The 24162-nt window shown below is 69.8% G+C and carries 30 protein-coding genes and 1 pseudogene; 14 read left to right on the top strand and 17 right to left on the bottom strand.

Annotated elements, in window-relative coordinates:
• Nucleotides 1-381: 381 nt before the first annotated feature.
• Entirely contained in the window at nt 382-687 is a 306-nt protein-coding gene (locus tag O7610_RS28770) for a hypothetical protein (protein WP_281553476.1), read from the top strand.
• A 59-nt stretch (nt 688-746) separates the two neighbouring features.
• On the opposite strand, the gene aspS is transcribed toward O7610_RS28770, so the two are convergent.
• The 3 genes from aspS to O7610_RS28755 all read right to left on the bottom strand — a co-directional run bounded on the left by aspS (nt 747) and on the right by O7610_RS28755 (nt 3312).
• Entirely contained in the window at nt 747-2051 is a 1305-nt protein-coding gene (aspS, locus tag O7610_RS28765; protein ID WP_289212284.1) for an aspartate--tRNA(Asn) ligase, read from the bottom strand.
• 267 nt (nt 2052-2318) lie between these two features.
• Complete coding sequence (locus tag O7610_RS28760; RefSeq protein ID WP_281553474.1) at nt 2319-2522, bottom strand: hypothetical protein; 204 nt, start codon at nt 2520-2522, stop codon at nt 2319-2321.
• Nucleotides 2523-2541: 19 nt separating this feature from the next.
• Nucleotides 2542-3312 (bottom strand): class I SAM-dependent DNA methyltransferase, encoded by a 771-nt coding sequence (locus O7610_RS28755; protein WP_289212283.1) that lies wholly within the window; start codon nt 3310-3312, stop codon nt 2542-2544.
• Between the two features lie 186 nt (nt 3313-3498).
• Here O7610_RS28755 and O7610_RS28750 point away from each other — a divergent pair, with 186 nt between their 5' ends.
• Nucleotides 3499-3831, top strand: coding sequence for a YnfA family protein (locus tag O7610_RS28750; RefSeq protein ID WP_281553472.1), 333 nt, complete (start codon nt 3499-3501; stop codon nt 3829-3831).
• A 156-nt stretch (nt 3832-3987) separates the two neighbouring features.
• Nucleotides 3988-4914 (top strand): type IV toxin-antitoxin system AbiEi family antitoxin, encoded by a 927-nt coding sequence (locus tag O7610_RS28745; RefSeq protein ID WP_289212282.1) that lies wholly within the window; start codon nt 3988-3990, stop codon nt 4912-4914.
• 82 nt (nt 4915-4996) lie between these two features.
• Here O7610_RS28745 and O7610_RS28740 read toward each other — a convergent pair whose 3' ends face one another.
• Together O7610_RS28740 and O7610_RS28735 are read right to left on the bottom strand one after the other, a co-directional pair.
• Nucleotides 4997-5242, bottom strand: coding sequence for a DUF397 domain-containing protein (locus O7610_RS28740; RefSeq protein ID WP_281555451.1), 246 nt, complete (start codon nt 5240-5242; stop codon nt 4997-4999).
• Entirely contained in the window at nt 5220-6095 is an 876-nt protein-coding gene (locus O7610_RS28735) for a helix-turn-helix domain-containing protein (protein WP_289212281.1), read from the bottom strand. The genes O7610_RS28740 and O7610_RS28735 overlap by 23 nt, the downstream gene beginning before the upstream one ends.
• Nucleotides 6096-6201: 106 nt before the next feature.
• On the opposite strand from O7610_RS28735, the gene O7610_RS28730 reads away from it, so the two are divergent.
• Entirely contained in the window at nt 6202-6567 is a 366-nt protein-coding gene (locus O7610_RS28730; protein ID WP_289212280.1) for a hypothetical protein, read from the top strand.
• A 117-nt stretch (nt 6568-6684) separates the two neighbouring features.
• Here O7610_RS28730 and O7610_RS28725 read toward each other — a convergent pair whose 3' ends face one another.
• Complete coding sequence (locus tag O7610_RS28725; RefSeq protein ID WP_289212279.1) at nt 6685-7326, bottom strand: class I SAM-dependent methyltransferase; 642 nt, start codon at nt 7324-7326, stop codon at nt 6685-6687.
• Nucleotides 7327-7435: 109 nt separating this feature from the next.
• Between O7610_RS28725 and O7610_RS28720 the strand changes: the two genes are divergently transcribed.
• From O7610_RS28720 to O7610_RS28700, 5 genes are all read left to right on the top strand, one after another.
• Nucleotides 7436-8026, top strand: a complete 591-nt coding sequence (locus O7610_RS28720) for a helix-turn-helix domain-containing protein (protein WP_421357467.1) — start codon at nt 7436-7438, stop codon at nt 8024-8026.
• 58 nt (nt 8027-8084) lie between these two features.
• Entirely contained in the window at nt 8085-9707 is a 1623-nt protein-coding gene (locus O7610_RS28715) for an MFS transporter (RefSeq protein WP_289212278.1), read from the top strand.
• Between the two features lie 147 nt (nt 9708-9854).
• Complete coding sequence (locus O7610_RS28710) at nt 9855-10310, top strand: helix-turn-helix domain-containing protein (protein ID WP_281553465.1); 456 nt, start codon at nt 9855-9857, stop codon at nt 10308-10310.
• 3 nt (nt 10311-10313) lie between these two features.
• Nucleotides 10314-10436, top strand: a complete 123-nt coding sequence (locus tag O7610_RS28705) for a hypothetical protein (RefSeq protein ID WP_281553464.1) — start codon at nt 10314-10316, stop codon at nt 10434-10436.
• Nucleotides 10437-10505: 69 nt separating this feature from the next.
• Complete coding sequence (locus O7610_RS28700; RefSeq protein WP_289212277.1) at nt 10506-10871, top strand: VapC50 family PIN domain-containing toxin; 366 nt, start codon at nt 10506-10508, stop codon at nt 10869-10871.
• Nucleotides 10872-10887: 16 nt separating this feature from the next.
• Here O7610_RS28700 and O7610_RS28695 read toward each other — a convergent pair whose 3' ends face one another.
• Entirely contained in the window at nt 10888-11718 is an 831-nt protein-coding gene (locus tag O7610_RS28695; protein ID WP_281553462.1) for a phosphoribosylaminoimidazolesuccinocarboxamide synthase, read from the bottom strand.
• Nucleotides 11719-12112: 394 nt separating this feature from the next.
• Here O7610_RS28695 and O7610_RS28690 point away from each other — a divergent pair, with 394 nt between their 5' ends.
• The 3 genes from O7610_RS28690 (at nt 12113) to O7610_RS28680 (ending at nt 15036) form a co-directional block, all read left to right on the top strand.
• Nucleotides 12113-13366: an ABC transporter substrate-binding protein gene (locus O7610_RS28690; RefSeq protein WP_281553461.1), complete on the top strand. Its 1254-nt coding sequence runs from the start codon at nt 12113-12115 to the stop codon at nt 13364-13366.
• Nucleotides 13367-13491: 125 nt separating this feature from the next.
• Nucleotides 13492-14688 carry a helix-turn-helix domain-containing protein gene (locus tag O7610_RS28685; protein WP_281553460.1) on the top strand — a complete coding sequence of 399 codons (1197 nt, stop codon included), beginning with the start codon at nt 13492-13494 and terminating at the stop codon, nt 14686-14688.
• A 180-nt stretch (nt 14689-14868) separates the two neighbouring features.
• Nucleotides 14869-15036 carry a hypothetical protein gene (locus O7610_RS28680; RefSeq protein WP_199757933.1) on the top strand — a complete coding sequence of 56 codons (168 nt, stop codon included), beginning with the start codon at nt 14869-14871 and terminating at the stop codon, nt 15034-15036.
• Between the two features lie 10 nt (nt 15037-15046).
• Here the strand turns inward: O7610_RS28680 and O7610_RS28675 are convergent, their stop codons facing one another.
• From O7610_RS28675 to O7610_RS28645, 7 genes are all read right to left on the bottom strand, one after another.
• Nucleotides 15047-15682 (bottom strand): DUF1775 domain-containing protein, encoded by a 636-nt coding sequence (locus tag O7610_RS28675; RefSeq protein WP_281553459.1) that lies wholly within the window; start codon nt 15680-15682, stop codon nt 15047-15049.
• The gene (locus O7610_RS28670) at nt 15679-17400 is read right to left on the bottom strand and encodes a copper resistance CopC/CopD family protein (RefSeq protein ID WP_289212276.1); all 1722 of its coding nucleotides are present in this window, start codon (nt 17398-17400) and stop codon (nt 15679-15681) included. Before O7610_RS28670 ends, O7610_RS28675 begins: the two co-directional genes overlap by 4 nt.
• Before the next feature lie 2 nt (nt 17401-17402).
• Nucleotides 17403-18128 (bottom strand): YcnI family copper-binding membrane protein, encoded by a 726-nt coding sequence (locus tag O7610_RS28665; protein ID WP_281553457.1) that lies wholly within the window; start codon nt 18126-18128, stop codon nt 17403-17405.
• Between the two features lie 123 nt (nt 18129-18251).
• On the bottom strand, nt 18252-18944 hold the full coding sequence (locus O7610_RS28660) for a GNAT family N-acetyltransferase (RefSeq protein ID WP_281553456.1): 693 nt from the start codon (nt 18942-18944) through the stop codon (nt 18252-18254).
• A gap of 138 nt (nt 18945-19082) precedes the next feature.
• Nucleotides 19083-19712, bottom strand: coding sequence for a GOLPH3/VPS74 family protein (locus O7610_RS28655; RefSeq protein WP_289212275.1), 630 nt, complete (start codon nt 19710-19712; stop codon nt 19083-19085).
• Entirely contained in the window at nt 19693-20010 is a 318-nt protein-coding gene (locus O7610_RS28650; protein ID WP_289212274.1) for a hypothetical protein, read from the bottom strand. Before O7610_RS28650 ends, O7610_RS28655 begins: the two co-directional genes overlap by 20 nt.
• 156 nt (nt 20011-20166) lie before the next feature.
• Entirely contained in the window at nt 20167-20547 is a 381-nt protein-coding gene (locus O7610_RS28645) for a hypothetical protein (RefSeq protein WP_289212273.1), read from the bottom strand.
• A gap of 425 nt (nt 20548-20972) precedes the next feature.
• Here O7610_RS28645 and O7610_RS28640 point away from each other — a divergent pair, with 425 nt between their 5' ends.
• Together O7610_RS28640 and O7610_RS28635 are read left to right on the top strand one after the other, a co-directional pair.
• On the top strand, nt 20973-21596 hold the full coding sequence (locus O7610_RS28640) for a hypothetical protein (protein WP_281553452.1): 624 nt from the start codon (nt 20973-20975) through the stop codon (nt 21594-21596).
• Between the two features lie 80 nt (nt 21597-21676).
• A complete protein-coding gene (locus O7610_RS28635; protein WP_289212272.1) occupies nt 21677-22093 on the top strand; it encodes a PRC-barrel domain-containing protein in 417 nt (138 codons plus the stop codon).
• Nucleotides 22094-22664: 571 nt separating this feature from the next.
• Here O7610_RS28635 and O7610_RS28630 read toward each other — a convergent pair.
• The 3 genes and pseudogenes from O7610_RS28630 to O7610_RS28625 all read right to left on the bottom strand — a co-directional run bounded on the left by O7610_RS28630 (nt 22665) and on the right by O7610_RS28625 (nt 24157).
• On the bottom strand, nt 22665-23651 hold the full coding sequence (locus O7610_RS28630) for an RNA-guided endonuclease InsQ/TnpB family protein (protein ID WP_289212271.1): 987 nt from the start codon (nt 23649-23651) through the stop codon (nt 22665-22667).
• 22 nt (nt 23652-23673) lie between these two features.
• Nucleotides 23674-23724 (bottom strand): annotated as a pseudogene (locus tag O7610_RS30800) (helix-turn-helix domain-containing protein); the annotation flags it as partial.
• Nucleotides 23725-23746: 22 nt separating this feature from the next.
• Nucleotides 23747-24157 (bottom strand): hypothetical protein, encoded by a 411-nt coding sequence (locus O7610_RS28625; RefSeq protein WP_281553449.1) that lies wholly within the window; start codon nt 24155-24157, stop codon nt 23747-23749.
• Nucleotides 24158-24162 lie beyond the last annotated feature (5 nt).

Genomic DNA, 24162 nt, shown 5'->3' with positions numbered 1-24162 from the left:
AGCTTCCAGAAATTCACGTAGCGTCACCTCTTCGGGTCGGGTCCACCCGTCGAGCCTGATGCCACAGGTGCATCAAGATGCACCTGTGGCATCAAGTCCGCGACGGCACCTTGGAGTTCCCGGAGCCCGGCAACCGGGCGCGGCTAAACAGTTCGCATTGGACGGCGCACGACGGGGATGCTGTCCGGATGCCCGCCCGCACCGCCTACCACGACGAGCTCGGCGACCACTTCGCCCGACACGCCGACACGAGCCCGTACAACGCCTACGTCGACCGGCCCGCGATGGTCGCCCTCGCCGGGGACGTCGCCGGGCAGCGAATCCTCGACGTCGGCTGCGGGGCCGGGCACTACGCGACAGCTACTCGGCGAGCTACGACGGGTGCTCCGGCCGGGCGGGTGGCTGCTGGTCTCCACGACCCACCCGACCGCCGACTGGCGACACTTCGGCGGCTCGTACTTCGCCGACGACTGGGTGGACCTTTCGCTGGCCGGCGGGCAGATGTCGATCCACTATCAACGGATGACGCTGGAGACGTTCCTGGGCGAGCTGCTGGACGCCGGCTTGCGCCTGGAGCGGCTCGTCGAACCGCGCCCGGTGCCCAGTCTCCGTGATGTCGACGAGGCGGCCTACCACAAGCTGTGCCAGTCGCCGTCCTTCGTCGCCGTCCGGCTCCGGCGACCCTGACGACCGGCGGTGGTCCGGTGCCCTGCTGGTCGCGGGACACCGGACGACACCGTCGAGGGTCAGGGGGCGAGGCGGTGCAGGTCGCGCGGGAAGAGCGTGACCTGGCGGATGTTCGGTACGCCGAGCAGCCGGGCCACGAACCGCTCCAACCCGAACGCGAAGCCGCCGTGCGGCGGCATGCCGTACCGCATCGCGTCCAGGTAACCGGCGTACGGGGTGAGGTCGGTCTCGCCCCGCTCGGCGAGCGCGTCGACGTAGTCGCCGTACCGGTGCAGCCGCTGCCCGCCGCTGACCAGCTCCACGCCCCGGAAGATCAGGTCGATGGCCCGGGAGTGGCCGGGCCGGGCCGGGTCCGGGTGGGTGTAGAACGCCCGGTGCCGGGTCGGGTAGCCCTCGACGAAGACGAAGTCGCTACCGTGCTCGCGCAGCGCCCACTCCCCCAGCCAGCGTTCGTGCTCCGGGGCCAGGTCCGGCTCGCCGGTGACGTCCCGGCCGGTCGCCGCGCTGACCATGTCGAGGGCGTCGGCGAAGTGCACGATCACCGGCTCGGCCGGCAACGCCGGCAGCCGTACGTCGAGCAGCTCCAGCGCCGGCCCGGCGCGCTCGGTGACCGCCGCCAGCATGCCGGCCACCGTGGCGTGGCAGACAGCGATCACGTCCCGGTGGTCGTCGACGAAGCCGAGTTCGGCGTCGAGCGACGTGTACGCGGCCAGGTGCCGGGCGGTGTCGCTCGGCTCGGCCCGGAACACCGGCCCCACCTCGAAAACCCGCTCGAAGACGCCCACCATGATCTGCTTGTAGAGCTGCGGTGACTGGGCAAGATAGGCCCGGCGGCCGAAGTAGTCCAGGGCGAAGACGTTCGCGCCGCTCTCGGTCGCCGTACCGACGATCTTCGGGGTGTGGATCTCGACGAACCCCATCGTCGTGAGTGTTTTTCGGAAGCCGGCGACGGCGGCGGCCGCGATCCGGTGCGTCGCGGCCAGCTTCGGGTGCCGCAGTGCGACCGGCGCGTGGTCCAGGATCGTCGGCAGGTTCGCCCGCAGGTCCGGCCGATACAGATCAAACGGTACGGGCGCCGCCGGGTCGCTGAGCGGGGTGATCGTCGGCCCGGTGACCTCGACGCCACCGGGGGCGGTCGGCTGGGCGGTCGCGGTCCCAACGACAGCGACGACGGTTTCCTCCGGCAGGTGCTCGAGTTGTGCCCGTACCGCCGGGTCGGTGACGACGACCTGGGCGAGCCCGGCGGCGTCGCGCAGGATCAGGAACGCGACGGATTTCAGCAGCCGCCGCCGGTGAATCCAGCCAGCCAGCCGTACGGGCTGGCCAATGAAGTCCGGTAGACGAGCGGAAAGGATGCGTTGCATGTGGTGACCTCCTCCGGTGTGCGCAACGCGTCCCCAGAGAGGTGTGGGCGAGCGGGATCCTCGCGGTGCCACCACACCTTCACCGCGCCACCGCGTCGTGTACGCGTGGCGCGGCCTTCGCTTACCCGTGACGTGGGCGAGTCGGCGGGAGTCTACTGAGCCCGGACGGGCCGTTCTTTCCCGCAGCTCAGGAGGGTCTTCACGGCTGGGCCGGAGTCCGCCCTCTCAGCTGTGGGCGGCTCTCTGTCACTCCGGTGGGCGCAACCGCTACTCGGCTCCGTCGTCGCTGTTGTCTGCAGACGCTAACCGCTCACCGTCGCCGTCCGCATCCGGATTCCGACCGCCATCGGCGAGAGTCTGGTGGTCGTCGGCTTCGTCCTGCTCGATGAGGTCGACGTCGAGCCGGTCGAGTAGATCACGAAGGGATTCCAGCAGCTCGGCACGCCGATCGGAATCGGCGTCAGCGGCCACCTCACCGACGATGTTCCCACTATCTTTCATCGGTCTCGCTCCCCGGGCCAGTCGATGGCATGCGCCAGACGGAGACGTGTTTCTCGCTGTCGGAGGTGAACGGCGAGCCGTCCCAGTCCGCTACCCGCTGCTCCAGCTCCAGGCCGGCGAGCCGGGCCATCAGGTCGCACTCGGCCGGCCAGATGTAGCGGAAGTTGCTGGCACCGTAGCTGGCGCTGCCGTCGTCGCGCCGGCGGTAGTGGTGCGAGGTGCCCTGCTGAGTGACCATGTCGTAGGTGTCGAAGCCGACATGCCGATCCGTCACCTCGAACGGCACCGCCGACTGCCCCGGTGGGAACCGCCGGATACCCGGCACCCACAGCTCGACGACGAACCGCCCACCCGGCGAGAGGTGCCGGGCGGCGTTGCGGAAGCACTCCACCTGCTCATCCTGCGTACGCAGGTTGCCGATGCTGTTGTACACGACGTATACCAGGGAGAACCGCCCCGGAGCCGTCGCCGTCGCCATGTCGCCGACGACGACCGGCAGGTCGTCTGCCAGTGGGACCTTGCGGCGGAGCTGATCGACCATCGGCTGCGACAGCTCGATCCCGCTCACCGGAATGCCCTTCGCGGAAAGCGGGATCGCCACCCGACCGGTGCCGATCGCGAACTCCAGCGCAGGACCGGCGCCGGCCAGTTGAGCCAGAAACTTCACCGTCGGCGCAAGTACGTGTGGGGCGAACATCTCGGCCGAGCCCTTGTCGTACGCCTGCGCTGCCTGCTCGCCCCATAGGTCACTGCTCGTCATGGACACGATACTCAAAGCGTTCCCGTACACACGCAAGTCTTTAAAGTGCGGAGTGGTCACACCGTCGAGGTGAGGCTGACGCACGTCATTTCGCGATTTGAGGTGTGTCAGCCTCACCTCGATGCGGCGGACGACGGCGGTGCGGCGCCCCCAGGTGCCGGCGAAGGTCTGGGTAGGGTCAGCGCCGTGACCGTCACGCGATCCCTGGTCCTGTTCGTCCTCGCCGCGCTGGCCGAGATCGGTGGGGCGTGGCTGATCTGGCAGGGCTGGCGGGAGCACCGCGGCCTGCTGTGGATCGCCGCCGGGGTGATGGCGCTCGGGCTGTACGGGTTCGCGGCGTCCTTGCAGCCGGACCCGCACTTCGGCCGGATCCTCGCCGCCTACGGTGGGGTCTTCGTCGCCGGTTCACTCGTCTGGGGCGTCGTCGTGGACAGGTTCCGGCCGGACCGCTGGGACATCACCGGCGCGGCGATCTGCCTGATCGGCGTCGCCGTCATCATGTACGCCCCACGCGGCTGAACTACGAAGGCCACGCTGCCGGCAGTGCTCCTGTACCCGGCGGGTGCGTCTGGAGCCGGCGATGGTTTCTATTGCGGTGGTTTTCTTGCGTCGGATGCGCGACTGGACCGGCGTACCGGGCAGAAAACGACGGCGACGACCCGGCAAGCTCGTCCGATGTCCCGCCCCGCCACGGTGCCCCGCGAGTTGAGCTTCGAGCCGTTCTCCGGCAGCCGCGCCATCGCCGCCGGCCTGATCACCCGACGGATGCTCAACGGCCCGCACTGGCGCCGCATCCTGCCCGACGTCTACGTGCACGAAGGTTCGTACCGACCCGAGGACCACCGGATGTGGTGTGTAGCCGCCGCCGCACGACTGCCGCCCGGCGCGGCGATCCACGAGCTCAGCGCGGCTTTTCTCTGGGGGATTGATCTTCTGCCGCTACGCGGCCCGAGACAGACGGTGGTACCGGTGCACGTCGCGCTGCCGAAGACCGCCCGGCCTGATCCGCACCCCAGGATCAGGTACGCATCCCGGACGCTCACCCCGGACGACATCACCTCCTTGAGTGGGCTTCCCTTGACCACTGAAGTCCGTACCGCGTTCGATCTGGGCCGATCATTGCCGCGTGCCGCTGCGCTCGGTGCCCTCGACGCGTTCCTCCAACGCCGCCTTGTCACACGCAACAGCCTTGCCGCATACATCGACACCCGCTCCGGGCTGCGCGGCCTGCTACAGGTCAGGGATCTTCTTGCTCTCGCGGAACCGTTGAGTGAATCACCGATGGAGAGCCGGCTCCGCCTGCTGCTGCACGACGCCGGCCTGCCAAAACCCACTCCGCAGTACAGGGTGAAGGCTCCTTCTGCGGGCAAGGGGCGGTTCGTCGCCCGGGTCGACCTGGCGTACCCGCAATGGCGGATCGCCATCGAGTACGAAGGTGACCATCACCGGGAGCGGGCCGCGTTCCGCAAGGACGTGTACCGCTTCAACGCGCTGCGGGAAGCTGGCTGGATCGCGCTCCGCTTCACAGCCGACGACGTACTCCGGCGGAAAGAACAAGTCACCCAAAAGGTACGGCGCGCGATCGCCGACCGCGCCACCTGACCACATCGCGCCCGTCGAGGTGAGGCTGACGCACGTCAAAACGCGAAATGAGGTGCGTCAGCCTCACCTCGACACGAGCACGTCAAGCTGAGGCGGGGCCGCCGTGCCGAAGGGCGGTCACGAAGCCGGTCCAGGAGTCGCCGGAGAAGGACAACACCGGGCCGTACGGATCCTTCGAGTCCCGCACCGCGACGCCAAGCGCACCAGAGACACCCTGGTCAGTGAACCCAACCACCCCGGGAAGCCCAGCCACCTCGACGCAGTTGGAGTTTGAACCGCTCCGACTCGACTTGCGCCACGTCCCGTCAGGCAGTTCGGCTGCGTCCATCCTCGCCTCGCTCACGCTCGTGTTCTCCCGCGAGCCGGGCCACCAGGTCGATCGACTCGGCAGGGCTCAGCGCCACCGTGAGCAGCCTATCCAGTTCCTCGCGAAAGAAGCTCACCTGCTCGGGCTCCTCCAGGAACAATCCGGAGATCTTGTGCTCAAGGTGCACAACCGTCCGATTACGGGGGAAGTCCAAGATGGCGAATGCTCCGTCCAGACCCGTGTAGCCACCAACCGACCACGGCACGACCTGCAGGGTGACGTTCGGGCGGTCGGCGGCGTCGACAAGGTGCCGTAGTTGCCGGCCCATCACCCATGGACCGCCGAGCGGCCGACGCAGCGCCGACTCGTCCAGGATGGCATGCAGCGCCGGGGGTTCGGACCTCGCCAGAATGGCTTGGCGCCCAAGCCGAGCGGTAACTCTGGTCTGCGCGTCGGCCTCCGGAACGCCGCAGCCTTGCAAGACTGCCCTGGTGTAGTCCGGGGTCTGGAGCAGCCCCGGCACAAGCAGTGGCTCGAAGTCGACGATCGCCGACGCCTCGGCCTCCAACTGGATCAACGTCCGGGACTCGACCGGGAGACCGCCCAGCACCTCCCACCAGCCGGGCTCGGAGCGCTCCGACATGGCGAGCAGCCGCTGACGTTCCTCCCCAGTGACGCCATAGATGACGAGCAGGGATGCGACGTCCTCCAACTTGCTGCCCTGCCGACCGGTCTCCATCCTGGACAACTTCGACGCCGGCCAGCCCAGTCTCGCCGCCACCCCACGGACGCTCAGCTTCCTGCCCTGCCGCAGGGTCCGTAGTTCGCCAGCGAGGCCACGGATGGCGATGGTGGACGGCGTTGGCTTGGTCATCGAAATCCTCCTGTCCCCAACCTCTTGACACGAGGCTACCGCCGTAGCCATGTTGTATGCAACGTTGCTTCCCCGAGAGATACAGCTTGAGTGAGGTGAGCCAGTGATGTTGGTGAAGGTGCGGGCGTACGACCCGGCGGACAGCCCGGGGCCGATTCCGTCGGTGATCGACCACTTCCGGCCTGGCCCGGACCTGCCCGAGCAGCTCAGCGAGGCGGAGCACACGGCTGCCCGCTACACGGTGATCCTGCTGCCGCCGGAGGAGGCGGAGGTCCTGGATCTCGGCCGGGAGAACCCGGGGCTCAAGCTCTACCTGGACCACCACTGGGAGGCGGACGTGGTCGACCTCGATCAGGCGGCGACGCTGATCTCCGAGCACTGCGGCAAGCCGGTCACGCTGGTCGAGCACCGGGCCGACCTCTGCTACTGGACGGCGTACGTGGAGTTGCCCTACGCCGACGGCGGGAGCTGACGCGCCGGCCGGCCCGGCGACCTGCACGCAACAGCCGACTGCTGACAGACGTCTGCCGGGCTGGCCGATCACGGCCAGCCCGGCAGACGGCATCGAGGCAGCAGCCAGCGCGGTTTCTCAGGGCGACGGCGTGCGGTGGGCCCGGACGACGAAGTCGTGGATGATCAGCTGCTGCGATTCGTGGTGCACCTCGCGGGTACGGGACTCCGCCACAACCACCTTCCACTGCGCTTCGGGTAGAGAGCCGACGACGGCGTCCAGACCGATCGACGCGGCCTGTGGGGCGTGGGCAGCCGAGTGGGTGTCGGCGTGGTCGTGGCCGACGACCAGCAGCGTCCCGCCGGGGGCGACGGCGGCGGCCAGCCGTGCCACGAACTGGTCGAACGGCAGGTCGGGGTGGACGTACTGGCTGGTCACCAGGTCGTAGCGTTGCGACGGCTCCCAGCTGGTCAGGTCGGTGGTGAGCCAGGTGATCCGCTGCGCGACGCCCGGTTCCTGCTGCGCGGCAAGCTTCTGGGCGCGGCCGACCGCTGTCGACGAGGCGTCGACGGCGGTCACCTGCCAGCCCCGGCCGGCGAGCCAGATCGCGTCGGCGCCGGTGCCGCAGCCCGCGTCGAGCGCCGTACCGGGGGGCAGGTCCGCAACCTCGGCGACCAGCTGTGGTCCTGGCGAGACGTGTCCCGCCGGGTGCGCCTGATAGTGCTGCTCCCACCAGTCGGCACTGAACGCGGGATGGCCCGCGTGGGTCTCGTTGGTCATGCTTCGACGGTAGTGAGCCTTTCGGCAATCGGAAGAGTTCATGCGGTTTCCGCAAGAAGGTGCCGTACAACAGCGAGGCCCGGCAGCGGGGGCACCTAGCATGGTGGGCGTGTCAGGGGTCGAGCTTTCCGACGTGGTCCGGCAGCGCATCCGTGGCCTGCGGCAGGCGCGCGGCTGGAGTCTCGACTCCCTCGCCGCACGCTGCCACCTGAGCCCGTCCACGCTGAGCCGCATCGAGACCGGCCACCGGCGGATCGACCTCGACCAGCTCGTCGCCCTGGCCCGGGCCCTGGACACCACGATCGACCAGCTCGTCGAGCCGGTCGACGATGCCGACGTGATCATCCGGCCGATGAAGCACCAGGAGCCGGGTCTGGCCACCTGGGTGTTGTCGCGCGGCTCAAGCCAGCCCGGCGGCAGCATGGTGGCGAAGATGCGGATCACTCCGGAGCGCCGTACCGGTCCGGGGCATCTGAGCGTGCACCCAGGGCGGGAGTGGTTCTTCGTGCTCAGCGGCACCGCACTGCTGCACCTGGGTGAGCGGCAGATCCCGGTCGGCCAAGGGAACGCGGCAGAGTTCTCCACGATGATCCCGCACTCCATCGGCGCGGTGAACGGGCCGGTGGAGATCCTCACCATCTTCGACCAGGACGGCGAGCGGGCACACGCGCAGTCGTCGGGAGACGCCCCAACCAGTTAGTCTTGCCATTACTGCAAGCCTTGGTGCCGATTGAGCAAGCCGGCGTTAGCTTTCCCGCATGACCTCTCCAAGCCTGTCTCCGCAGGTGTCCGCCGGGACGGAAGCCGCTGCGGCCGATTCCGACCCGACGATCCACGATCCGCGTCGACGCCGCGCCGTCCTCATCGCGGTCTGCATCGCGCTGATGGCGGTGATCGCCTCCGTATCCGGGCTGAACGTCGCCCAGCAGGAGTTCGCCGTCGCGTTCGGCGCTTCGCAGAGCACCGTCCTGTGGATCATCAACATCTACACGATCACCTTGGCCGCACTGCTGTTGCCGCTCGGCGCGGTCGGCGACCGGTGGGGCCGCAAACCCGTACTGCTCGCCGGGCTGGTCGTCTTCGGGGCCGCCAGCGCCGCCGCCGGCCTCGCCACCTCGACCGAGATCATGATCACCGCACGGCTGCTCAGCGGCGTCGGCGCGGCGATGATCATGCCGATCACGCTGGCCGTGATCACCTCGACCTTCCCGGACCAGGAGCGGTCCCGGGCGATCGGCGCGTGGACCGCTGTCGCCGGTGGCGGCGGCCTGCTCGGGATGTACCTGTCGGCGCTGCTGGTCGACGTGGCGGACTGGCGCTGGCTGTTCGCCCTCCCGGTCGCGCTGGTCGTCGTGGCCGCCGGCCTGACGATCCGGTACGTCCCGAACTCCCGCGAGGAGTCGGACCACCCGTTCGACACCGTCGGTTCGCTGTCGTCGGTGCTGGCCGCCGTCGGGCTGATCTTCGTCCTGCACGAGGGTCCGGAACACGGCTGGACCGCGCCCGCCACGCTGGCGGGTCTGCTCGTCGGCGTCGCCGGCGCCGCCGTCTTCGTCGCCTGGGAGCTGCGCCGGCGGGCACCACTGCTCGACGTCCGGCTGTTCCGTGATCGGGGCCTGTCCAGCGGTTCGGTGGCGCTGCTCGCGGTGTTCGGCGTACAGGCCGGCATCTTCGTGGTGCTCTTCCCGTACTTCCAGGCGGTCCTCGGCTGGTCCGGGCTGCGTTCCACGCTGGCGATGATGCCGATGGCCCTGCTGATGATGGTCGCCTCCGGCCTCGCCCCACGGCTGGCCGCGCTGGTCGGTGCCCGCGCCACCATGGCGGCCGGGATCTTCCTCGGCGGCGCGGGCCTGGCCCTGATGGCCGGCTTCGTCTCCGTCGACGGCGGCTACCTGTCGGTGCTGCCCGGCATGCTCGCCATGGGGCTCGGCATGGGCCTGTCGATGACCCCCTCCACCGAGGCGATCACCAGCGCCCTGCCCCGCGCCCGGCAGGGCACCGCGTCCGCGCTCAACGACGTCACCAGGGAGTTCGGTGCCGCGCTCGGCGTCGCGCTGCTCGGGGCGATCGTGTCCGCCGGTTACCGCAACGCCGTCGGCACCCGGCTCGACGAGCTGGCCGTCGACGCGCCCGACGCGGCCCGGGAGGGTATCGCCACCGCTCTCGCCGCCGCCGACGACGCCGGCCCGTACGCCGACGAGCTGGTCCGGGCCGCACAGCAGTCGTTCGTCGACGGCTGGCAGCAGGCGATGTGGGTGGGCGTCGGGGTGATGGTGCTCCTGTTCGGCTACGTGCTCGCCCGGGGTCCGCAGCGTCGGCCACGAGCCGAGCAGCCGGAACCGTCGCCAGGGGATCCCACGAAGGACGCGGTCGCCGGCTGAACGCGCTTTGCGTCAGGTCGTCGTGCTGGTGGTTGGTGCCCATGGTTCGTCTGGGCGCCAACCACCAGATTCACCGAACGCTCGAACTCAGTCGTTTCGGTTGCCACACTTGCTGCACATGTTTCGACTGCCCTCCCGGAGGTGATCATGACTCTCGCGGTCAGTCCGGTCACGCCTGATCCGCAGTCGGTCGAGGTGGCAGCTGAGGCGCTGACGCGGGTGCAGGCCTACCTGCGCACCCACGAGGAGGCTGCGGCAGCCGTTCGACTCGTGGAGGACGGCGCTGGCGACACACTCGTGGTGCCCCGTGGAGCCATCGAGTTGTTGGCGCGCGTTCTGGCCCACATGGCTAACGGCCACAGCGTCTCGGTCGTTCCGGCTCACGCGGAGCTGACAACTCAGCAGGCAGCCGAGCTGCTCAACGTTTCCCGCCCGCATCTGATCGGCCTACTGGAGGCGGGTGAGATCCAGTTCCGCAGGGTGGGCACCCACCGGCGGGTACTCGCCGGATCACTGCTGGCGTACAAACACCGGGACGACGCCCGCCGTCGTGCCGCAGCCGATGAGCTGACCCGGCTCGCCCAGGAGATGGACCTCACCTGAGTCATGACCTTCGTTGTCATCTTCGACGCGAGCGTGTCGTACCCGAGCACGCTACGGGATCTACTGCTGCGAATCGCCCAGTCAGGTCTGGTCGACGCCAAATGGACCGAGCAGATTCTTCAATGAGGTTTCGCCGCCCTACGCCGGCAGCGACCAGACCTCGACGAGGCCAGACTCGCACGGACACGAAGGTTGATGGGCACTGCGGTCCGGGACTGGAAGATCACCGGCTACGAGCCGCTCGTCGACTCGCTCAAACTGCCCGACCCTGACGACCGTCACGTGCTTGCCGCCGCGATCCGGGCGCGGGCTCAACTCACTGTCACCGGCAACCTCCGACATTTCCCCGCCGATGAGCTGACCGGCTGGGACATCGACCCGAAGTCACCTGACGAGTTCGTTCGCGACCAGATCAGTCTAGACCGCAGCACGGTACACGCCGCGGTGCAGCAGATCGCCGACTCGTGGCGCAACCCGCCTGGGAGCTTCGACGACGTACTTGACCGCCTCGAGAGATCCGGACTCGGGGTCAGCGTCGCCGAACTGCGCGCTCGGCGGTAGCGGCGAGGCGCCCGGATCACCAGGTGTGGCCGGTGATTCGTTCGTAGACCTCGACGTAGCGGGCCCGGGTCATCTCGACGATGTCGGCCGGCACCTGCGGGGCGGGCGGGCGCTTGTCCCAGCCGGTGCCGGCGGCCCAGTCCCGCACGTACTGCTTGTCGAAGGAGAACTGGGGGCGGCCCGGCAGGTACGCGTCGGCCGGCCAGAAGCGGGAGGAGTCGCTGGTCAGCACCTCGTCGGCGAGGACCAGGGTGCCATCGGGGGCCCAACCAAGCTCGATCTTGGTGTCGGCGACGATCAGGCCGCGTTCGGCGGCGAGCGCCGCGCCGCGCCGGTAGACGTCCAGGGTGATCTGCCGCAGCCGCTCGGCGGTCTCCGCGCCGACCTGGGTGACGACGTCGGCGTACGTGATGAACTCGTCGTGCTCGCCGACGGGGGCCTTGGTGGTCGGGGTGAAGATCGGCTCGGGCAGCCGGGACGCCTCGACCAGGCCGGCGGGCAGCGCGATGCCGGAGACCGAGCCCGACTTCTCGTACTCCTTCAACCCGAGTCCGGTGAGGTAACCACGAGCGATGCACTCGACGGGCACCATGTCGAGGCGGCGGCAGCGGATGGCCCGGCCGGCGAACTCGGCCGGTACGTCGGTGGCGGAGACGACATGGTGCGGCACAAGATCGGCGAGCTGCTCGAACCACCACAGCGACAGCGCGGTGAGCAGCTTGCCCTTGTCCGGGATCGGGGTGGGCAGCACCACGTCGTAGACGCTGATCCGGTCGGAGGCGACCAGGATCAGGTCGTTGCCGTCGGCGTACACGTCCCTGACCTTGCCCGAGTGCAGCAGCTCCACGTCGGCAAGTACATCACGACGGCGGCCGGCGAAGACGGGTGCCCGTCCGCCCCGGGCTGGCGGGCGGACGGGCTGGCCAGGTTGGGGGCTCGATCCTGGCCGGCCGCCGCTTCGTCGGCGTTACCCGGGCCGACGAAGCGACGCGTACTGGCCCTGATATTCCTCAGGAAAACGCTTTCCAGTGGGACGAACGCTACGCGATCAGCCCACACACCGTCAATGCATCGACTGAGGAGGCGGCACGAACAGCCGGACGGCCCGTTGACACCCGACCTGGTCGCTTGTGTAAATGATCGGGCCGTAGACCGGCCAGCCCAGCCCTGATCAGGAGAAACCCGTGTCATCATCCGCCGTATCGACACGCGGAGCCGTTGCCCGAACACTCACTGTCCTGATGGCGGTCGCCATCGGACTCGGCGCCTGCGCCACCGACGACACCGGCGAGCCGACCGAGGACGGGCCGATCGAACTCTCCGTCTTCTGGTGGGGCGCGGAGCGCCGGGCCGAGCTGACCCAGCAGGCGCTCGACGTCTACGCCGCCCGCAATCCGGGGATCACCTTCAGAGTGACCTGGCAGGGCTACACCGGCTACTACGACAAGCTGGCCACCCAGGCCGCCGCCGGCAACACGCCGGACCTGTTCCAGATCGACGACAACTACCTGACCGAGTACGCCGAACGTGACGTCGTACTCGACCTCACCCCCTACGTCGACAGCGGCGAGCTCGACCTCTCCGGCTTCCCTAACAGCCTGGTCCAGTACGGACAGATCGGCGGACGGACGGTGGCGGTCGCCGCCGCCGCGAACACCCCGGCGATGGTGTACAACAAGACGCTGCTGGCCGAGCTCGGTGTCGACGAACCGACGATCGGAATGACCTACCCGGTGCTGATCGACTGGGCCAGCCAGATCACCGCGCTCACCGACGGCGAGGTGGCCGGCACGATGGACCCGTCGGCCGACTACAAGGCGCTCTGGCTCTGGCTACGTAGCAACGAACTCGAGCTGTACCGGGGACGGCAACTGGGCTTCGAGGTCGACGACCTCAAAGCCTGGTTCGACCTGTGGCAACAGGCCCGCGACGCGGACGCCACCCCGAGCGTCGAGCTGATCAGGGCGGCGAACAACGGCAACGCCACCCAGCAACTCGTCGTCACCGGTGACGCGGCGACGTCGTTCATGTGGTCCAATCAGCTGGCTGAGCTGCAAAAGCACACCACCGCCGACCTCGGCGTGGTCGCCTATCCAGGCGACCCGGAGGGCCAGTGGGCGCGGGCGTCGATGTACTGGGCGGGATTCCGGGGCACCCGGCACCAGCAGGAAGTGGTGGACCTGATCGACTTCCTGGTCAACGACCCGCAGGCTGGCCGCATCCTCGGCACCGAGCGCGGCCTCAGCTCCAACCTGAAAGTCCGCGAGACGGTGCAGGCGACGCTCGCCGACGAGAAGATGCAGGCGTCGGTCGCGTTCGAGCAGCAGATGTCCGATCTGTTCGGTCCGGCACCGGTGCCCCCGCCGCCCGGCCACACCACGGTCCGGACACTACTGGTCACGGCGGCGGAGAGCGTACAGATCGGCGCGGCGACCCCTCGGCAGGCGGCCGAGGAGTTCGTCGCACAGGCCAATGCGGTGTTGGCGAACAGCTGACCGGGCCACGAAGAGTGAGGTCGGCCGACCACCTGGGTCACCAACAGGCGGGACAGGCGTAACAACCAGTTACATTGGTCGACGTCACGCCGTTTCGACCGTACCGTCAGCATGGGAGGTCCCCCATGCCGGAGGATTACATCGGCCTGCGGGTCGCGCGGTGGCGTGACATCGCCGGCATGACGCAGCAACAGCTCGCCGCCGAGATCGGGGTAAGCCGCGAGTACGTTTCCATGATCGAGAACGGCAAGCGCGCGGTGACCAAGAGGTCCATGCTCATCGCGCTCGCCACCGCGCTCGGGGTCTCTACGATGGACCTCACCGCGCAGCCGTACCTGCCCCGGTCCCGCAACGACCTGGCGCTCTACGCCGCCGTACCGGCGATCCGCAAGGCGATGGACGACGACGAGCCGGCTGCGGCCCGCCCGGCGGCGCTGCTCGCCGCCGAGGCCGACCGGGCGATGCGGGCCCGGATGGCCTGCGACAACCCGACCCTCGGCATCCTGCTGCCCCGGTTGATCGCCGAGATCCGCTCCACGGCCAACGCCGACGAAGACCCAGTCGCACTGCGGATCGCGGTGCAGGCCCTGGTCACCGGTTCGCTGGCGCTCAAACCACAGGGCCACGTCGACCTGGCGATGCGGCTCGCCGAGCGCGCCGTCCGGGCGGCGCAGCTCGCCGACGACCCGGCCTGCGTCGCCGCCGCCGACTACGCGCTGGCCCAGGCGGTCCTGGCCACCGGGCTGCGGAAGCGATCCTGGACGTTGGCCTGCGACGCCGCCGAACGAATCCAACTTCACACAAGTACGGACGAAGGCCGCGCGTGGTACGGCATGCTGCACCTGCACGCCGCGCTGTCCGCCGCCAGCCTAGGTCAGCACGACGTCGCCGAAACGCACATCGCCGAGGCCGCCGACGTCGCCCGGCGTACCGCTGGTGATCCGTGGCGGATGGAGTTCACCTCGGCGAACGTCGCGGTGTGGCGGGTCGGGGTGGTGCTGGAGAACGGCGAGCCGGGCCGCGCCCCGGAACTCGCCCGCAAAGTGGACCAGAGCGCGCTGCGGACCCCGCAGCGCCGGGCCAGGTTGCACATGGACGCCGGGCGCGGGTTCCACGCCGCCAAGCGCAACGAAGAGGCGGTACGGGCGTTCCTGCGGGCCGAGGCGATCGCCCCGCACGAGACCCGCAGCCGGGCCACCGTCCGGGAGATCATCGCGCACATCGTGCGGGACTCGTCGCCCCGTAGTGGCTCCGACGAGCTTCGGCAACTCGCGGTACGGATGGGAATCGATCCACTCTCGCCAGAGGATCATTCGACGTAACCGCTCGTTACGCAGAATCCGCTTGCAGTCTCGTACCGTCATGAGTACGGGGTGCGGTGCCGGGTGTCAGTGGAGAGCCCCCGGTGTCGCACCCCGGCTTCCGGGTCGCACCTGTGGCTCCGCTCGGCGGTCCCCTGTTGCGCTCGCACCGTCGTGAAGGACTGTCGTGGAGGGAGGGACATGGTCTCGTACGACGAGTACCTCTTCGCCGTCGCGGCGACACTGGCCCGCCGACACCGGCCACAGTGGTCGTGGCGCCGGTGGCGGCGGACCTGCCGGTGTGGCGCTGAACTGCCCTGCCGCACCCTGCACCGGGTGCCGATCAACCGGGGCCACTGGCCACGATGAAGCTCCGCCGTCACCGTCCGGTCAGTCGGTAGCCGACCAGACCGGCACCGACCACCAGCAGCCCTACAGCGGTCAACGCCTGCGCCACACTGGCACCGCCACCGCCGGCCGGCTGATCGGCCGGAGCCGCCGGTGGTGCCGGCGCGAGCACCGCGTTGGTCGCGATCAGCGACGGGGCGGGCCGCTCAGCACCCGGCCCGGTGTCCGACCACTCGTAGCTGTCGCCGTCGACGCACCGCTGCACCGCCGGGAACCAGAAGGTCTGCCCGGCCGTCCCGGTCAACCGGACAAGCACCGAGAACTCGGCGACCCCGGCGGCGATCTGCTCGGCGCTGATCGCCGGCCCGGTCCAGCTGACCCGGCCGGGGGTGACCTCGGCAGCCCACCCGGGCGGCTGTCCGGTCGTCGAACCGGCGATCGCCCCGGCCGGCATTTCGACCACCAGCTCGTCGGTGTCCGCGTTGTCGCAGCCGTGGTCGAAGGTGAAGGTCAACGTGGTGGCACCGGCACCGTTCGGGGCCGCGCCGGCCAGCTGGGTGTGGGCCGCCGCCGGCGCCGCCGACCAGAGCGTCACCAGCGCCGCCGGTGCCAGGCCCAGCAGCGCCGCGCCGAGTAGTCCTGCGGCACGTCGTCGGAACCTGTTCATCGGATCTCCACCGGAATAATCGCGATCGGGCTGTCGAACCGGGAGGTACGCGCGTTGACGGTGACCTCCCAACTGCCGGGCAACGGGAAGTCGGCGACCGCCTCGTAGCTTCCGGGGCCCGTCTGGGCGAGCCGGCGCTCCAGCGGCCCGACCCCGACTTCGGGCAGCGTGACAGTGACCGTCGGCGGCGTGACCGGCTCCAACGGCTGCCCGGCGACGTCGAACAGCGCCAACTCCAGCGCGTTGATCCCGGTGGCACCCGGGGTTATCCGGATCTGCACCCGGCCGTCGCCGAGCGCGGCGTCCGCGACGACGGCCTGCTCAACGGAGCTGGTACGGCCGTCGGCCGAACCGGTGGCGGCGTTGTCGGTCTCGGAGGCCCGGTTGGTCGGGTCTCGGGTGACCAGCACACCGGTGACGGCGAGCACCCCGACCAGCAGTACCGCCTCCGCCCGGACGGTGCGGCGCAGTGAACGCAGGGCGGCGGCCTCGGTGTCAGGTCGGCGGGTACGCGGCACCAGCAAATAACGGTTCCAGCCGGCGATTCCGACGAGCACCGCCACCGCCGCGACCTTGCCGAGCAGCACCAGCCCGTACGTGGTGCCGAGCAACGCCGACCAGGAGCCGACGATCCGCCAACCGAGCAGGACTCCGGCCACCGCCAGCAGGGCGACCAGCAACGCGGCGGTCTGGGAGAACGCGGCCACGACGCCGGCCCGCTGCGTGGCCGACGGGGTGTCGGTCCGCCGGGACAGCAGGTGACCCAGGCCGAGGATCCCGCCGAGCCACACCGCGGCCGTGACCAGGTGCAGCAGGTCGCTGCCCAGGGTCAGCCAGGCCGGGCCGAAGCTGCGGGTGTGGCCGACCAGCGCCGACGCGCCGAGCGCCAGCCCGGCCCCGGCGAACACCGCTACACCGGCCGGGCGGCGGGCCGCACCGGCACCGCCGCTGCCCAGCCTGGCTCCGACCAGGACCGCGAGCACGCCGGCGGCGGTGAGTGCGGCGGCCAGGCCGAGGTCGGACAGGTAGCCGGTCCGCCAAGGCGCCGGGCCGGCCAACGCGCCGACGTCGGCCGCGTCCTGCCATGCGGTGGTGACCGGCGGCATCACCGCCACCGCGACGAGGGCGACGACCCCGAGCCCGACCACTGTGGGCAGCTGTCGTCGACGCGCCGGGATCGGCAGGAAGGACAGGCCGAACACGGCCAGCCCGGTGCCGCCGAGCACGCCGACGTACAGCAGCGCCTCGGTGGCCGGGCGGAGCACCCGCAGGGCGAGGTCCGGCTCGGTGACCGGGATCGCGACGCTGCCGGCGGTGGGTGCGCCGATCGCGAAGCTGAACCCGCCGGCCACCGGGTGGCTGTCCGCGGAAACGACCCGCCAGCTGACCACGTACGTGCCGTCGGCCAGGCCGGTCGGCAGGTCGATGACGACGGTGCTGTCCACCGACCTGGCGGTGACGTCGATCGTGGACCCGCCGGCGTCGAGCACCTGCACGCCCTCGGCGCGGATCTGGACCGGCTCGTCGAAGGTCAGGGTGACCGACGGCGGCGCCTCGGCGAGCAACGCGCCGTCCGCCGGATCGTTGGTCAGCAGCGTGGCGTGCGCGGCGGCCGGGCCGGCCCCGGCGAGCGCGAGCAGCAGACCGAGCAGGCTTCCGGACAACAGTCCGGGTACGGCGAGCAGCGCGGCCCGCCGTACCCGGTGCGGCGACCACACCCCTATGTGGTCTTCCGGGTGCGCTGCAGCGCCAGGCCGCCGGCGGTGAAGCCGAGCAGGCCGAGGATCAGGCCGATCCAGCCGACGACGGAGCCGCCGTCGCTGGTGGTGGAGCCGGCGGTGGTGAGCTCGGTCGGCTCGGCGTCGTCGGCGGGCTCGTCACCGGCGGCGGTGCCGTCGGCGTCGGCGGCGGTGATGACGAACGAGGGTGCCGGGTAGTCCAGCTCGTGGCTGTCCTGGCCGTCCGCCGGCACCTGGGCCCAGGCGGTCTCGCCCTGCTCGCAGGTCTGGATGGAGGGGAAGACGAGGGTCTCCCCGGCCGCGTCGGGCAGTCGCAGGGACAGCTCGAACACGTCCCGGTGACCTTCGGGCAGTGGGGTCTTGGCGGTGTAGACGATCTCCGCGACCCGCTCGGTGAGCTCGTTGCCGTGGCTGTCGGTGACCGGCGGGTCGAGGGTGGCCATCACCTTCTCGACCGTCCAGCCCTGATTGATGGTGGGTGTCACCGAGTTGATCTGGTCGGGGATCTGGATGGCCACCTTGGTGGTGGCCGAGCCGTCGCAGCCGTGCGGCACCGACACCGTCAGCACGGTGTAGGAGTCGGCGGTGGTGACGGTGGGGGTGACGGTGACGTGCGCCGCCGCCGGGGAGCCAGCGAGCAGGATGGCGCCGCCGGCGATGGCGGCGACGGCACCGGACCGGGCGACGCGACGAAGGGTGGAGTGCATGGACGGGTTACCTCTCGATCATCGGGCCGCCGAGGGTGCCTCTGGGCGGGAGCTTGGTGGATTGGTCGGCCGCCGATGCCGGTTGGTTCCCGGCGGTCCCGATGATCCGGCAAGAGCTGATCGTCACCCGGGTCCGGGGCGCTGGTCCCGACTCTGGTCGCCGTCGCGGCCGGAGGGCTGGTCGCCGTCGCGGCCGGAGAGCTGGTCGCCCTGAGCCGGCGCGCGCCACATCGGCCAGATCGGCGGGCCGTCCGGCAGCTGGACCGGTTCGGCGGCGACGTACCCGTGCCGAAGGTAGAGGCCGCGGTTGCGCGGCGTGGTGGCCTCCAGGTACGCCGGGGTGCCCGAGGCGTCGAGCTGCCGGTGCTGGTGGGTCAGCAGGGCGGTGCCAACGCCCCGGCCCTGCAGCCAGGGTGTGACCCCGAGGTACGCGAGATACCGGTGCGGCCGGTCCGGCCGGTGTCCGCTGAGGATGCCGTGCAGGGCGGCGACGCGGTGCTGCCAGATGCCGGCGGCGAGCATCATTCGACGCTGGTGGACGGTGATGTGGTTGGCCGACTCCGGCTGATCACGCTGGTACCAGATCGCCACCCCGGTGAACGGTCCCGCCACGTACACGTCGGCACCGGTGTCGATGGCGTGTTCGAGTTCGATGGTGAACAGCGACCGGAACGTGGTGACCCGGGCGTCGATGTCCCCCACCAACCACTGGGAGACCGGTGCGATCAGAAACGCCTCGGTGAGCAGCGTCGCCGCCTGAGGGATGTCGTCGTGGGTGGCGGCCCGGACGGTCATGGCGGGTGTGGTCGCGTTCATCGGCACGCTCCAGGAGGGTGAGTGTGGGTGGAATGGAACAGGTGGAATGAAACAGCTGGGTCGCGCGGTAAAGGGACTGCGCGGTAGGAGGATCGTGCGGGTGGCAGGTCGTGCCGGCCCCGGCTGGCCGACTCAGGCTCAGGTACGCCCGCTCAGCACAGCGTTGCCGACCGCCGCGCCGGTCCGGCCCAACAGGTCGCGCAGCGCAGGCCGCAGCGCCCGTAGCAGGACATCGAGGTGACGGGCCACCTCGGGTTCGGCACCGTCGAGCAGATAGGTGTCCAGTCCGGTCGCCGCAGCCAGTCCGGCAAGGAACAGGTCGGGCTCGTCGAGCGGTTCCATCCGGCGCAGCCGCAGCGACAACCGCGCCCACGGCCAGGCCGCGAGGTTGATGTCGACCGGTACGTAGATCGTCCGGGTGCGCATCAGCCGGCGTACCTGCTCGGGTCGGACGACCCCGGCGGCAGTCAGCCGCTGGGCGACGTGGTCCGGGGCCCGCTCCGACAGAACGGTCAGCCAGACCCGTAGGCTGGTGTGCTCCGGCTCGTCGAGCAGCAGCCGCAGCGCGGAACGACCGAGCGCATCGGCTGGCGCCGCCGGATCGACCACCCAGACGTGACCGGCATCGACGGCGACGGCCTGCGCGGTGACCAGCTCGGCGAGGACCGCGCTGGCCAGACCGAGCCCGACCGCCCGGGGGTGCAGCCGGGCGCGACCGGTGACATCGTGGTGGGCAAGCAGGAAGAACTCATCGGCGAGCAGCGGCACCGTCGACCACCACCTGCTCGGCGGGCGGCGGCTGGATACTGGCGTGTTCGCCGACGGCGGCCCGCCGCACCGCAGCGACGCTGACCAGCGCCTGTTGGCAAGGTGGATGGTCGGGTCGACAGTCGACGTGGTGGCCGTCGACCCACACCCACTGCCCGCCGTAGCTGCGGGCGGAGCCGATCCGGACGTAGGTGATCAGCAGATCGAAGGGCTCGCCGGGCACGGGACCTCGCCCGTACTGCCACTCGGAGACGGCGAATCGGAGCACCGTACCCGGCGGCAACTCCGAAACTTCCACGTTCTTAACATTGTAGGTCATATATATCGATCCAGCCGGAATCATCGGACGCGCCACCGGGGGCACGCGTCGCCATCCGGAGCACGGCAGGCGATCCGGACGTCGTTTTCTCTAACGTGAAGATCCAGGTCGGGGAGAGCGCTTGGCGGACATTGGTCACGTGGACCAGATGAATTCCAACTCGTCGGCTGCACCACCGATCCGAACCTCGGAGAGCACCTCCCGGAACGCCGAGGAAAGATCCCCGACGGCGGTGCCGGCCAACAGATCCGGATGATGAGCCGCCACCGCGTTGAACACGAGACGTTCGACGGTGAGCGCGTCCACCGGGCTCAGCCGGCAGCCGCACGGGGCACCGTACACCCAGCCGTTGAGCCTGGCCATCGGGATCATTTGCCGTTCGCAAGTTGCACAGAAGAGCAGACCGGCCAGTGGTGACGGATAGCCACCGGGCGACGTATTGAGAGCGCCGACCCGAGCATCATTCAGCTCAGCACCGTCGGTGATCTCCCAGCGCGTGCCACGGCTTTTCGCCATCGCGAACTCCTCACCCTGGGACACCATCGATTGACCGCCATCGGCGGACGCAGATCGAGTCTGCCAGGGTACCCACAGTGGTGCAACGCTCAACGCGCCGGTGAAACCGCGCCGAGAGTTTGAAAACCCCGAAACAGCTGCGGGTTCACCTTCGTCGACTCCTCGGAGGTCGTCCGGAATCCGGATGGCAGCGCCCCGATCGGCCCCCACCACGACGCCGACCAACGAGGACGGTGGACGCGCCGGCCGATGCCGAGACCGGCGGTCGTCCGATACGCTGGTAGGTCCCACGCCTCGCGCGGGTGATCCCGGTGGCCGACGGGATCCCTCCCCATCACCGTCCCGTCGGCCACCGCCACCGCTGCGATGGCCGGTCGCCACCACCGCCGTCGCCGACCTTGATCGACAATGGCACGATCTCCGCCATGGATCACGGGCACGGCAGACTCGAACTGTCCATCGGATACCCAACCAGCCGGCCGACCCGGCTCGCGGTGCTGTCGGTACTGGGCGTCGGGCTGGTCACCGCCGGGTGCTGCCTCGGCAGCCTGCTCGGGCTGGTGGTCTCGGGCGGCGGGGACGAGCCGACCCTGCCGGTGCTGCTCGGCACCGGTCTCGCTCTGGGGGCGTCCGCCGGTATCGGCCTGCCGATCGCCCGGGTCGCCCGGACCGGGGCGTGGCTGTCCGGCACCCAGCTCACCGTACGCGGACTCGCCACCCGCACCGTCGACCTGCGTACGGCCGAGACCGTGACGATTTCGCTCGGCTCCCCCGCGACCACCGATGCGGAACCGAACAGCGGCACGGAACAGAACAGCGGCACGGAACAGGACAGCGGCGGCGGCGCCGCCAGCACCCCGGTGCTCACCGTCAGCGGCCCGGACGGCACCGTCCGGCTGCCGCTGCGCAACCGGGAGGGCACCCTGCTACCCGCTGCCGAGATGATCGCGCTGGCCCGGGCGTTCTCCGCCGCTTCCTGCCCCGGCGCACACGAGGCCGCCCATCTCCTGCACACCATGGACGCCGATCCGAGGGCCCTGCTGCTGTGACCGCCGGCCGGCGGGTTTGCCGGCCGACGGAAGTGGTAACCCGGAAGGGGTGAGGCAGTTGGCGAGCAGGAGGGGGCACCATGACCGAGGGGTTGGCGAAGCTGGTCAGGATGAGCGACGCCCACGAAATGGTCGCCGATCCGGCCGAGGACATTCGCGGCCGAAAGGTGTGCGACGCGGACGGCAACGACATCGGTAAGGTCGACGACCTGCTGATCGACGAGGCAGAACACAAGGTCCGGCTGCTGCGGGTCGAGCACGGCGGCATCCTCGGTCTCGGGGCCACTCCGTCGTTCGTCCCGGTCGACGCGATCGTCCGGATCACCGACGGCGTCGTGCACATCAACGAGTCGAGTGAGCGGGTGGCCGGTGCCCCGGCCTACGATCCGGAGCTCGTGTCACAGGACAAGTACTACGAGGAGCTGTACGGCTACTACGGTTGCCCGCCGTTCTGGGGCGTCGGGTACGTGTACCCGGGCTACCCGTTCTACCGCTAGTCGGCACCGGATCGGGTCGGGGCAACGTAGGCGCTTCGGCGCCGTAGCGGCGTACGCCGGGGTCGGTCAGGCATGGAAGTACAGTCGATGCCGGTACGTGCATCAGCTCGGTACTCTCTGCGATACGCGATGGGCTCGTCCGCAGCCCACGTGTCGTCGCCGAGTGACTCGGGAGCAGCAGATGAGCCTTCTCTACCGAGCCATTTGGAAGGACTGCACCGAGGAATCCGACCGCGGGCCGTCGTGGAGCTGGCACACGAGAGTTTCAGCCGGTGGGCACTGGACGATCCTGATGCGACACCGATCGACCTCGGTGAAACCGTCGTCGGTGACAAGGTGCTACACCTGCGCGTCCTCGACAGCGACGACATGTACGGGATCGAGGCTCAGTCCCGGGTCAGCCAGGGATTGGCCATCTGGTCGGTGACCCTGCGCGCTCTCGCCACCGGCAGCGCGTGCACGTCTGTGGATCTCGGCATGGAAACGGACGAACCGTCCCAGCCGGTTACCGTCGGCCCGCCCCGCGTCGTCCACGACCTGCTGACCCTGTCCAACCGGCCGTCGCTGGGGGTCACCGACATCGTCTCGCTCCCTGTCCGGAATCCTCGGGGCACCTCACTGCCCGCACCATTGCAGACCTTGACAATCCTCCCCGCCCTGAAGGGACGGGGATTCCCTGGGTCGCCCCAGGGGGTTCCTGCTTCACCGACGACCGCCCCGTCCGAGAGGAGGACTCCCGGTGAGGTCTCACACCGCCTCCACAGGCAATCACGGAGAGCCCCTCCGCGAGAATGTTCCGGGCCGCGTTCACGTCCCGGTCATGGGCCTGCCCGCACCGGCAGGTCCACGACCGGACCGCCAACGGCAGGTGTTCAGCCAGTACACCACAGCCCGAGCACAGTCGGGTCGACGGGAACCAGCGGTCCACGACCACCAGATCCCGGCCGTACCAGTCCGCTCTGTACCCCAGCATGCTGCGGAACTGCCGCCAGCCCGCGTCCGAGACGGCGCGGGCCAGACGGTGGTTGGCCATCATGTTGCGGACGGCCAGGTCCTCGATCACGATCGTCTGGGTTTCACGAACGAGCCGGGTGGTCAACTTGTGCAGGTGATCGCGGCGGCGGTCGGCGACCCGGGCATGAACCCGGGCCACCGCCAGCCGAGCCTTGGCCCGGTTCGCGGAGCCTCTGGCCTTGCGTGCGAGGTTCCGCTGGGCCCGGGCCAGCCGCCGCCGGTCACGGCGTTCATGTCCCGGGTCGGGGATCTTCTCCCCGGTGGACAGGGTGAACAGGCTGTCGAGGCCGGCGTCGACCCCCACCACGGCGGTGGTGGCCGGGGCCGGTTCGATCCGGTCGTCGCAGAGCAGGGAGACGAACCAGCGGCCCGCCGGGTCCTGCGACACGGTCACCGTCGACACCTCATTGAGGAACGCGAGGTCGTCGGTCTTCTTCCACCCGGTCAGCATCGCCGACGTGGCGTTGTAGGTGACCCGTTCCCGACGCAGGGTCCACGCCTCGGTGCGGGCGGCCAGCGGCCATGTTGCAGACCAGCCGGACACAGCCGAACGTCCGGGCGAGCTCGGCGGCCTGCCCGGGGGTGGGGTCGAAGCGGTACCTGAACGCCCGCTTCACGGTCCTGGACACAGTCCACAGTCTAGCGATTCGGTCGTGAGCCGTGGGGTCGCGTGTGGGGTGGACGCCGATCCGCCCCGGCGACGGACCGGCTTTCCCTGCCCTGCTCCGCCCGGGCCCGGGCCACGCCCTGCTCCACCGCCGCGCCCGCCGACTCACCCACCGCCGTCGCGGGCTCCTGCCCGACCGCCTCGGGTGCCCGCTGCGCCGACCCGCCGGTTGCCAGCCGCAAGATCCGGTCCGCTTCCCGCTCGAGTGGGTCGGTGGTGGAGCCCACCGCAAGCTTCGCCTGGATGATCGCCCTGGTCTGCCGGTTGCCGTACCGGCGCTGCAGGTGGTGTGCCGGGTTCGATGCCGGACGCAGGGCAGGTGCACCGCTGCCACGGGCAGCACCCGGCGTACGGCCAACGGGTTCATGTTGGTGCGAGTGCATCAGGA

Origin of the sequence: Solwaraspora sp. WMMA2065 (genome assembly GCF_030345075.1) — a bacterium.
GTDB lineage: Bacteria > Actinomycetota > Actinomycetes > Mycobacteriales > Micromonosporaceae > Micromonospora_E.
This window is presented reverse-complemented; position numbering and strand designations above follow the sequence as displayed.

What these genes read in the sequence shown, in the direction of transcription:
- aspS (WP_289212284.1), bottom strand. Translation starts at nt 2,051, where the DNA reads ATGCAACGCATCCTTTCCGCTCGTCTACCGGACTTCATTGGCCAGCCC.
- O7610_RS28755 (WP_289212283.1), bottom strand. Translation starts at nt 3,312, where the DNA reads ATGACGAGCAGTGACCTATGGGGCGAGCAGGCAGCGCAGGCGTACGAC.
- O7610_RS28745 (WP_289212282.1), top strand. Translation starts at nt 3,988, where the DNA reads ATGTCCCGCCCCGCCACGGTGCCCCGCGAGTTGAGCTTCGAGCCGTTC.
- O7610_RS28740 (WP_281555451.1), bottom strand. Translation starts at nt 5,242, where the DNA reads ATGGACGCAGCCGAACTGCCTGACGGGACGTGGCGCAAGTCGAGTCGG.
- O7610_RS28735 (WP_289212281.1), bottom strand. Translation starts at nt 6,095, where the DNA reads ATGACCAAGCCAACGCCGTCCACCATCGCCATCCGTGGCCTCGCTGGC.
- O7610_RS28730 (WP_289212280.1), top strand. Translation starts at nt 6,202, where the DNA reads ATGTTGGTGAAGGTGCGGGCGTACGACCCGGCGGACAGCCCGGGGCCG.
- O7610_RS28725 (WP_289212279.1), bottom strand. Translation starts at nt 7,326, where the DNA reads ATGACCAACGAGACCCACGCGGGCCATCCCGCGTTCAGTGCCGACTGG.
- O7610_RS28715 (WP_289212278.1), top strand. Translation starts at nt 8,085, where the DNA reads ATGACCTCTCCAAGCCTGTCTCCGCAGGTGTCCGCCGGGACGGAAGCC.
- O7610_RS28710 (WP_281553465.1), top strand. Translation starts at nt 9,855, where the DNA reads ATGACTCTCGCGGTCAGTCCGGTCACGCCTGATCCGCAGTCGGTCGAG.
- O7610_RS28705 (WP_281553464.1), top strand. Translation starts at nt 10,314, where the DNA reads ATGACCTTCGTTGTCATCTTCGACGCGAGCGTGTCGTACCCGAGCACG.
- O7610_RS28700 (WP_289212277.1), top strand. Translation starts at nt 10,506, where the DNA reads ATGGGCACTGCGGTCCGGGACTGGAAGATCACCGGCTACGAGCCGCTC.
- O7610_RS28690 (WP_281553461.1), top strand. Translation starts at nt 12,113, where the DNA reads ATGGCGGTCGCCATCGGACTCGGCGCCTGCGCCACCGACGACACCGGC.
- O7610_RS28685 (WP_281553460.1), top strand. Translation starts at nt 13,492, where the DNA reads ATGCCGGAGGATTACATCGGCCTGCGGGTCGCGCGGTGGCGTGACATC.
- O7610_RS28680 (WP_199757933.1), top strand. Translation starts at nt 14,869, where the DNA reads ATGGTCTCGTACGACGAGTACCTCTTCGCCGTCGCGGCGACACTGGCC.
- O7610_RS28675 (WP_281553459.1), bottom strand. Translation starts at nt 15,682, where the DNA reads ATGAACAGGTTCCGACGACGTGCCGCAGGACTACTCGGCGCGGCGCTG.
- O7610_RS28665 (WP_281553457.1), bottom strand. Translation starts at nt 18,128, where the DNA reads ATGCACTCCACCCTTCGTCGCGTCGCCCGGTCCGGTGCCGTCGCCGCC.
- O7610_RS28660 (WP_281553456.1), bottom strand. Translation starts at nt 18,944, where the DNA reads ATGAACGCGACCACACCCGCCATGACCGTCCGGGCCGCCACCCACGAC.
- O7610_RS28645 (WP_289212273.1), bottom strand. Translation starts at nt 20,547, where the DNA reads ATGGCGAAAAGCCGTGGCACGCGCTGGGAGATCACCGACGGTGCTGAG.
- O7610_RS28640 (WP_281553452.1), top strand. Translation starts at nt 20,973, where the DNA reads ATGGATCACGGGCACGGCAGACTCGAACTGTCCATCGGATACCCAACC.
- O7610_RS28635 (WP_289212272.1), top strand. Translation starts at nt 21,677, where the DNA reads ATGACCGAGGGGTTGGCGAAGCTGGTCAGGATGAGCGACGCCCACGAA.
- O7610_RS28625 (WP_281553449.1), bottom strand. Translation starts at nt 24,157, where the DNA reads ATGCACTCGCACCAACATGAACCCGTTGGCCGTACGCCGGGTGCTGCC.